Source organism: Staphylococcus kloosii, from assembly GCF_003019255.1.
Lineage (GTDB): Bacteria > Bacillota > Bacilli > Staphylococcales > Staphylococcaceae > Staphylococcus > Staphylococcus kloosii.
In genome coordinates, this window is record NZ_CP027847.1 from 1 (window position 1) to 8847 (window position 8847).

The window sequence follows — 8847 nt, forward strand, 5'->3', positions numbered from 1 at the left end:
AATAATTTTATAAAGGGGTCATAATAATAATAAGTCCCTTTAGGGAGTTTGATATTATATGTATGAAGAAACAGTTGTATATAAAAATGATATGAATTTAGTTCCGTTGCGTCGTTTTACAAGTACTGAGATTAATCTTTTTTTTGCAATGTGTAATAAACTTAAAGAACAAGATACCAATACATTACATCTATCTTTTACTGATTTAAAAAAATTGAGTAACTATAGTGAAAACACTAGAAATATTAATAGATTTATTAGTGATTTAGATGATGTATATCAAAAAATGCTGCAATTAACTATATCTTATGAGGATGATGAAGTTATAGAAAGATTTGTATTATTTAATCACTATAAAATACATAAAAAAGATCAATATTTAGAAATATCTACTTCACCTAATTTAAAGCACATACTTAATTCTATAACGAACAATTTCACTAAATTTGAACTAAGAGAAATGACACAGTTAAAATCTACTTATTCCAAAAATATGTTTAGATTACTAAAGCAATACAAACATACCGGTTACATGAAGTTAAAGATGGAAGATTTTAAAAAAAGACTAGATATTCCTACATCATATCAAATGAATGATATTACAAAACGCGTTTTAAAACCTATTATACAAGAATTGAGTTTCATTTTTTCAAACTTAAGAATTAATAAAATTAAAGCCAAAAAAGGACGTAAAATCGAATGGCTAGAATTTACTTTCACACCTGAAAAAAGAATCCATTCAAAACGACAAGCTCAGGGGCATAATAAAGATAACTCCTTTAAATACAGAAATCGTGAATTAACACCAAAATGGTTAGAAAATAGACCAGAAGATCAATATAGAAATCAAAAAAGACAGTTCACAGCAGAAGAACGTCAAGCCTTTTTAGAGAAAATGAAAAAGGAAGAGAATTAACTAAAGGTAAAAAATAGGACGTGTTATTGAATGAAAACGGTCAAAGAAGTTTCTGAAGTTTTAGACGTATCTAAACAGACGATTCATTACCATTTGAAAAATCTACCTTCAAATTTTAAAGTGAAAAAAGTAGGTAATAAGACATTAATTGATGATGAAATAATAGCTTATTTAGAATCATTGCCAATTAAAAAAACGTCAAAAGAATCGTCAAACAAATCGGCAAAATTCGACAAAAAAACGTCAAATAAAAAAACATCTAAAACAACTGCAACAGAAGACTATATAGATAATTATATAGCTCATTTAGAGTCAGAAATTCGTCAAAAGAATCGTCAAATAGATGATTTGACGATCGCATTAAAACAAGAACAATCATTAAACTTAAATAGCCAAAATATCTTAAGTAATAATGAAAAAATAGAAACAGAGATTACAGAAGAAAAAGAAGATATTGTTATGCCGAATAAAACCACTCAAAATGAACAAAAGCAATCTTTATTCTCAAAACTATTTAAGAAAAAATAACTTCTCGTAAATAAACGATAGACAACGAGAACATTTTACAAAGGAGAACATACACGATATACTGAACTTAACAAAAAGTGTGATGTTCTTTGTACATCAAAAAACCCCCACAGCCGTCCAAAGCTTTGTGGGGGTTTTCTTTTATCATTTGAATTTATCATAGAGATAATTTGAGATTATCCCTGTAATAATAGGACAAATGACTATCGTAAGAACAAAAAGTGCAATATTCATTTGTACATCGCACCTCCTTTCTGCACAGGAAGTGCTTTTCTATTATAACAAAATCTCATCCATGCCCTAAAATTCAATCATAAATGTAGTGTATGGATGTATGATTAACATATGTATGAATGATACAAGTGACATTAACACTTATATCATTCATACATAAATATACACACGAACAGCAAATGAAAGAATATGAAAACGTGTGATAACAAAGATGTATAAAATATGAATAAACGGCGCCGAACATAAAAAGCCTCAAATACTGATTTATCAGTATTTGAGGCTTTTCGATTGGTTGACATAATTACATATTATAGGTAGCTAAAATGTATATAGTATACTTAAACATAAAGACGGGTTTTTTAAGGTTTAAATATTATAGTATAATTTCCTTTACTTAACCCAGATCCTCTAGTAATACTGTATTCTGTTACAATTTCATTAGTTAGTTCACCATGTTTCACTATGAAACTTGCTGGATAAGGTTCTTCATATAAACCCTTTCCAGCAAATATAGCAGCTTTAATAGATGGATTGTTTTCAATGACTTTTCTCATCTTATTATTCAAAAACTTTTTGATATACTTCACTTCATCTTCATCAGTGATATCACCTTTAGTTTTAGCAAAACCTTCGGCTATAAGATAATCCCATAAATTTTCTTCAGTTAAACCTAACCCTTGAAGTATTTTTATATTATCTTTTGCTTCTTTTATATATAAAAATACTGATAGAGATAAAATAAGACTATCTTCTCGTTCTTCAAATAATTTTTTGAACGTATTAGGTGTGAATTTTGCGAAAGTATAGCTTTTAGAATCTTTTCTTTTCACAGAAATACCACTTTCTTTAATAATCTTATATTTAAAATCATTTAGATCATCTTCATCTAAATGATACTCTTTAGATAAAAGATAATTTCTACTTATTTCTGCTTCAACTATATATACATCTGCTTTCGGTAATACTTTTTTTTCACTTAAACATGATACTACTTTACTAGAAACTTTTATAGCATATAAATTTGAATTTTTATTGTGTAAGTTCATTGCCTTCCAAAACTTATGCTTCTTATTCTTATTTAAAACTTGCGAAATAGAAAATTCTTCTTTATCTCCTAAGTATGTTCCTTTGTTTTCACTATTTCTCTCAATTAAATAAGTAAAATCATTTTCCATACTAGTATATTTAACTTGAATTTGCCCACGTTTATGTTCTGTTTTAGGATTCCCATTCAAAACAGGATTCCATGGTTGAATACTCATTCTTCCTATTGGTAAAGCTGCTCTTGCTTTATTTAAATCAGTCGCATAATCTAAATTATAATTAATTAATTGATCAATCGATATCCAAGAACCATTATTGATTGATCCGTGGTATATATAGTCTACGTGGCTGTTATGTCTTCCTACTTTTATAAAATGTGTTATTAATTCTTTTCTATTCTCATTTAAAAATTTTTGGATTCTTTCCTTACTTTCAGGATATAATTCTTTTAATTTAGAAATTTTAAATCTATTATTAACATCACCTTTTCCATCTAAAGTTCCATCCACCCATATACTTAATCTAAAATCGTTTGCTAAGGTTTCTGATATATTATAAGCATTTTTCAAATAATTAATAAAATCCTCTATTTTTTCCTGGTGAACACTGTTACCTGTTCCCATTTTCACACTTACGTTATATTCTTCACCTTGTAAAACAATAATAATATCTTGCTTAAATTTGTTATTAGTAACTAAATAAGATTTAATAATATCTTCCTTAGAAAAACTTATTTCCTTATCTTGAATAATAAAGTTAATGAAATTTTTCATATTAGTATTTAAATCACTCAGTTTTTTTCCATCTAAATACTTGACTAATAACTCTTCATTTTTATTGCCATGTAAATTTGATCCTTTTATTCTTTCTTCCATAAAAAAACCCTCTTATTTAAGATAGCATAAGAGAGCGGTATACAATATTTATTTCAAAGAATTAATTAAATTCTTTGAAATATCTTTTATTATTGGTACAACTACACTATTGCCAATTTGCTTGTAAGATTGGCTATAATTTTCTTTAATTTTAAATTCTTTAGGGAATCCCATAAGCATCAAACATTCTTTTTCAGTCAATTTTCTATTCCATTTTTCAATTACTGGTACATTATTCCCTCCAGTACCCATTTTTGCCGTTAAACAAGGACTTATACCCTTTGAACTAAAACTTACTTTTGAAGGCCTTATATTATTAGCTATTAACGAATTACTTATCATCGAGTTCTTTTCCAAATATAAATTTTTAAATTTTTTAATATTTCTTTTAGCTATTTCGCTAATTTGATAAGCTTCATCATCATTATATTTTATAATATCATCGATAGTATATTTTAAATCTTTCGGCTTCGGAAATATCTTTTCGATATTCAAATTTTTTAAATATTTTTTTTCATTATCAACGCCTATACAATACCATCTATTTCTATTTTGTGGTACTCCATAGTCTTTAGCATTTAGTAGCTTCCACTCAAACCTATAATTTATATTTTTTAAAGAGTCTTCTATAACTTTTATAGTCTTACCTGAATCATGGTTAACAATTCCAGCTACATTTTCTAATATAAAACTTTCTGGTCTCTTAGACTTCAAAATCTTTAATATTTCAAAAAACAAGGTACCTCTTGCATCTTCAAACCCTAGCCTTTTACCGGCTAAGCTAAATGGCTGACAGGGAAATCCAGCAGCTAAAACATTATGATCAGGTATATCTTTTGATACTATTTCAGTAATATCACCATGTGGAATTTCATTAAAATTCATCCTATACGTTTCACGTGCATATTTGTCAATTTCACTTGAAAAAACACATTTACCACCAGCATCCTCTAAAGCTATTCGAAATCCTCCTATACCAGAAAATAAGTCAATAAAGTTCATTTTTTCACCTCTGCAATCTCTTTCAGCTTATCTGCTATTGCGGTTATCACTGTTGTAGTAACTGCATTCCCCGCCTGCTTATATAATTGGTTATCGCTCAAACCATTATTTTTCAAATTAAAATAAAATTCATCTGTGAATCCTTGTAATCTAAAGCACTCCAACGGGGTTAATTTTCTAATTCGTTTATCTCTACCATTTTCTACCAATACTTTTGCAGAATCTGTTCGTGCCAAAACAGTTGGAGCTAAACCTTTTGAAGAATACACTCTTCTCTGTCTTTCATTATCATTATGCAATACTTTTGGTATATCAAAAAGTTTAATAATACCATCCTTATTTGTAATATCTTTGTTGCTTTCAAATGTATTAATATGTTCAGTAGTTATTTTATTGAAAAAGTATTTATCATCTACTTTTTTATCATCTTCTAAAATGTCTTCTAATACAACATTTTTAAAATTCTTGTTATCTAAATTAAAGTTAAAAGTTTTGAATTCATTTTCATTCAAAAAAACTTTTAATTTTCTTTGATTAGGGGCAGTAATATATCTTAAATCATAATCTTCTTCAGGATAATCTAAAACCCCAATAATATAAGTTCTTTCTCTATTTTGTGCAGTACCAAAATCTTTCGAATTCAATATTTTTATATCTATCGTATAATTCATATCAGATAATACTCTTAATATTTTTAATACTGTTTGTCCGTTGTCATGTGAAATTAAATTTTTAACGTTTTCTAAAATTATATATTGAGGTTTCTTCCAATTAATTATCCTAGCTATATCAAAAAACAAAGTACCTCTTGTATCTTCAAATCCTCTTCTTTTCCCTGCAATACTAAAAGACTGACATGGAAATCCGGCCGTTAAAATATCGTGATCTGGAATAAGAAATTCATGAATTTTAGTGATATCTCCTTGAGGCTTTACGTTAAAATTTATTTCATATGATGTTTGAGCAAATTTATCTATTTCAGAAGAAAAAATAAATTTACTTTTTAAGTTAGAATTTTGAATACCAGCTTCAAATCCTCCTATACCAGAAAACAAAGATACTATATTCATTTTGTCACTTCCTATTACTCATTATTATTTTATAAGTATTTCCATCGCTTCTCTAATTCTATTTTTTAACATTTCATCATTTTCATATTTTGAAATATTAATATATTCTCCATTGTTTTGTACACACTTTAAAAAGTGACGTAAAGTTTCTTCATGCTCTTTAGCTTTATTTAGTTCTTTTTTCAACTGTTGTATTCGCTGTTCTTTATCTAGATTATCAGTTTCAATCACTGTAGGCTTAATACGATTCCCTACTGCTGAATTACGAATATATTCTGTAATATTCATTTCTCTTATTTGTGCTAATTGCTGAATCTTTTCATATTGATTATAACTGACACGTAAAGTTAATACTTTCTCTTTTTGATTATCTTTTCTAGACACTTTAACACCTCAAATCAAGTTTAAATAAAGAATACATTTGTAGTCTTTTATTCTGAGGATTATAGCATACAAAAGTATTACATTACAATAATGGGAATAATTTATTTTAGAACTATGAGTGGCTAGCAATTAGCCACTATTTTTGTGCTAACAAAAATACATAAGGGGAATGGGGATATCCCCATCAAGCCGGTATATTCAGAACGAAGTGGCTAGAATATACGACGCTTGCCAAACCACATTATTACTTGAAATTTTGTTGATTATCCTATAATCTGCAAATATAGAAAGTCATATATTTCGAAGAAACGTGGTGGGATTGAATGAGTGAACATGATAATAATTTGGCTAGCGATTTGTCTGTTGGGGAAAACCAAAAACCCAACCGCAAAGAGCCAAAACAAATTAGTTTCAGAGTGAGCGAATCCGAATATGAAAAGTTAAGGTCATCGGCCGAAACTTTGAATATGAGTGTGCCGAATTTTGTTAAGAAAAAGGCACATGGGAGTCGATTGGTAGCGCCCAAATTGGATAAAGAGACGCGACAATCGATGGCCAAAGATTTAAGTAAGTTAGGGGCGAATGTGAATCAGATTGCTAAATATTGCAATCAACATCAACATGATGCACCAAATTATGAGGGCTTAGAACATAATATTAATGCTGTTCGTGAGAGGTTGGATGAGATATGGCAAAGTCTAAATTGAGATTAATTTTTAATATTATTATTGGTATATTGGCAATTATTTATATTGGTTTAGTTATATTTTCAGGTTTCACTAATAATATTTGGTTTATTGTTTTTTTATTTATTATTATGATTTTGCATATTTTAAAAGCAATTTTTGCACCTAAAAAGAATCGAAGTGATGAATATCGCAACTACTAAATTAGGTAATACCAAATCGGCAAGTCGGGCAATCAATTACGCAGAAAAACGTGCAGAAGAAAAAAGTGGTTTGAATTGCGATGTAGATTATGCAAAATCGGCTTTCAAACAAACAAGAGCTTTGTATGGCAAAGAAAATGGGATTCAAGCACATACAGTGATTCAATCTTTTAAACCTAACGAAGTCACACCAGAACAATGTAATCAACTAGGTTTAGAATTAGCCGAGAAGATAGCACCGAATCATCAAGTAGCAGTTTATACGCATACAGATAAAGACCATTATCACAATCATATTGTGATTAATTCAGTTGATTTAGAAACTGGTAAGAAATATCAAAGTAATAAAAAACAACGTGAATTAGTTAAACAAGAGAATGATAATGTCTGTCGTGAACATGGTTTGAGTGTGACAGAGCGTGGCACTGCCAAAATGAGATACACACAAGCAGAAAAAGGCATTGTGTTTGATAGAGATGAATATTCTTGGAAAGATGAATTGCGTGATCACATTGAAAATGCAAAAGCTCATACAAGCAATTTAGAGACGTTTTCAGAGCATTTAAAAGAAAAAGGCATAGAAGTTAAACTTCGTGGCGAAACAATCTCATATAAGCCTGAAAATGCAAATAAATGGGTACGTGGAAGAACGCTAGGTTCAGATTATGAAAAAGGGGCGATTGACTATGAGCATGAAAGACATCAAGAACAACAAAGAGAACCCGAATACGCAGACGGAATCAAAGTCAATTGGGATGTACTCGAACAACACACAAAACAACTTAAGCAGCGAAGAGTTGAACGAGCTCAAGAGACAAAACAAGCTCATCGTAAATTATCTGGCAGAAATGCAGGAGAATCAGAAAACGAGAGAGAAAGAACAAGAAGTAATAACATCGAAATTGAAAGAGATGGCGGAGGTCTTTCGCTCTAGTGGTATTCAAGCACATAATGATTTTGTTGATATAGCAACAGAAAAGTTAGGTAAAGTGAATACTGAAGATATACAAGCAGAAATAAGAAAAGATATACGTAAAGTTCAAGACGAAAACGAAGAAATGTTACGTAAAGTGAGAACGTCATATGAACATTATCAGAAAAGGCAAAAACAATTATTTACAGGTATTGGGGCTATGTTGTTAGTTTTTATGTTATTTGCTTTGATTATGACGATTGGTAGTGACTTTATGAGGTTCTTACATGTAGATATATTACAGAAAGCCATAGCGAGCAAAATAAGAGCGTCTGAGGGCTTTATGACATTTGTTTGGTATATTGCTTATGGTTTACCTTATATACTCGCTATAGGTCTGTTTATTGGCTTGTATGAATGGATTAGAGCAAAGTTCCATGATTAAAAAGTAATGTGATGAAGTTTGCTTAAAAAGGAGTGGAATAGGTGGGTAAGATTAATTACTTTTTAAAAGCATTAGTATTAGCAATTATGCTTCGTTGTACAATGAATTATTTACTTCCAACACCTGAAAAATTATCTTTTAAACTTTTAGATGGACTTCTTTTTGGTGTGTTAGTGTGTCTTTTAATTATTTGGTTTATTGGTATTTTTAAGAAATCTTCACAAAAGTAGAACACGCATTTATGCCGAGAAAATTTAATGACATTTATAATAACTTTTTAAAATATTTTTAAAACCTTTTTAGATTGATGTCTAACCTTAGAGAGACAAGGGTTTTGCCACATTAAAAGGGACTTTTTGCCACATTAAAAGGGACTTTTTGCCACATTAAAAGGGACTTTTTGCCACATTAAAAGGGACTTTTTGCCACATTAAAAGGGACTTTTTGCCACATTAAAAGGGACTTTTTGCCACATTAAAAGGGACTTTTTTTATAAAAGTCCCTTTTAATGTTTATTGTTAATCAAATTAGTGTTATAGTAATAAAA

At 29.2% G+C, this 8847-nt stretch carries 11 protein-coding genes; 7 read left to right on the plus strand and 4 right to left on the minus strand.

The window, feature by feature from the left end; genetic code table 11:
• The first annotated feature begins 58 nt into the window (after positions 1-58).
• Positions 59-916, plus strand: a complete 858-nt coding sequence (locus tag C7J89_RS13120; RefSeq protein ID WP_103294779.1) for a replication initiation protein — start codon at positions 59-61, stop codon at positions 914-916.
• 30 nt (positions 917-946) lie between these two features.
• Entirely contained in the window at positions 947-1444 is a 498-nt protein-coding gene (locus C7J89_RS13125) for a helix-turn-helix domain-containing protein (protein WP_103294778.1), read from the plus strand.
• 593 nt (positions 1445-2037) lie between these two features.
• On the opposite strand, the gene C7J89_RS13130 is transcribed toward C7J89_RS13125, so the two are convergent.
• Genes C7J89_RS13130 through C7J89_RS13145 form a run of 4 tightly spaced genes read right to left on the minus strand, consistent with a single transcriptional unit; the run spans position 2038 to position 6053 of the window.
• Positions 2038-3597 (minus strand): hypothetical protein, encoded by a 1560-nt coding sequence (locus C7J89_RS13130; RefSeq protein ID WP_103294777.1) that lies wholly within the window; start codon positions 3595-3597, stop codon positions 2038-2040.
• Positions 3598-3645: 48 nt separating this feature from the next.
• Positions 3646-4599 (minus strand): DNA (cytosine-5-)-methyltransferase, encoded by a 954-nt coding sequence (gene dcm / locus C7J89_RS13135; protein ID WP_103294776.1) that lies wholly within the window; start codon positions 4597-4599, stop codon positions 3646-3648.
• Complete coding sequence (dcm, locus tag C7J89_RS13140; RefSeq protein WP_103294775.1) at positions 4596-5669, minus strand: DNA (cytosine-5-)-methyltransferase; 1074 nt, start codon at positions 5667-5669, stop codon at positions 4596-4598. The genes dcm (C7J89_RS13135) and dcm (C7J89_RS13140) overlap by 4 nt, the downstream gene beginning before the upstream one ends.
• Positions 5670-5693: 24 nt before the next feature.
• Positions 5694-6053: a plasmid mobilization protein gene (locus C7J89_RS13145; RefSeq protein ID WP_103294774.1), complete on the minus strand. Its 360-nt coding sequence runs from the start codon at positions 6051-6053 to the stop codon at positions 5694-5696.
• A 323-nt stretch (positions 6054-6376) separates the two neighbouring features.
• Here C7J89_RS13145 and C7J89_RS13150 point away from each other — a divergent pair, with 323 nt between their 5' ends.
• Genes C7J89_RS13150 through C7J89_RS13170 form a run of 5 tightly spaced genes read left to right on the plus strand, consistent with a single transcriptional unit; the run spans position 6377 to position 8530 of the window.
• A complete protein-coding gene (locus C7J89_RS13150) occupies positions 6377-6760 on the plus strand; it encodes a plasmid mobilization protein (protein ID WP_103294773.1) in 384 nt (127 codons plus the stop codon).
• Positions 6742-6942 carry a hypothetical protein gene (locus C7J89_RS13155; RefSeq protein ID WP_103294772.1) on the plus strand — a complete coding sequence of 67 codons (201 nt, stop codon included), beginning with the start codon at positions 6742-6744 and terminating at the stop codon, positions 6940-6942. Before C7J89_RS13150 ends, C7J89_RS13155 begins: the two co-directional genes overlap by 19 nt.
• A complete protein-coding gene (locus C7J89_RS13160; RefSeq protein ID WP_103294780.1) occupies positions 6929-7876 on the plus strand; it encodes a relaxase/mobilization nuclease domain-containing protein in 948 nt (315 codons plus the stop codon). Before C7J89_RS13155 ends, C7J89_RS13160 begins: the two co-directional genes overlap by 14 nt.
• The gene (locus tag C7J89_RS13165; RefSeq protein ID WP_371860706.1) at positions 7854-8300 is read left to right on the plus strand and encodes a DUF334 domain-containing protein; all 447 of its coding nucleotides are present in this window, start codon (positions 7854-7856) and stop codon (positions 8298-8300) included. The genes C7J89_RS13160 and C7J89_RS13165 overlap by 23 nt, the downstream gene beginning before the upstream one ends.
• 41 nt (positions 8301-8341) lie before the next feature.
• Positions 8342-8530, plus strand: coding sequence for a hypothetical protein (locus tag C7J89_RS13170; protein WP_103294770.1), 189 nt, complete (start codon positions 8342-8344; stop codon positions 8528-8530).
• Positions 8531-8847: the final 317 nt, after the last annotated feature.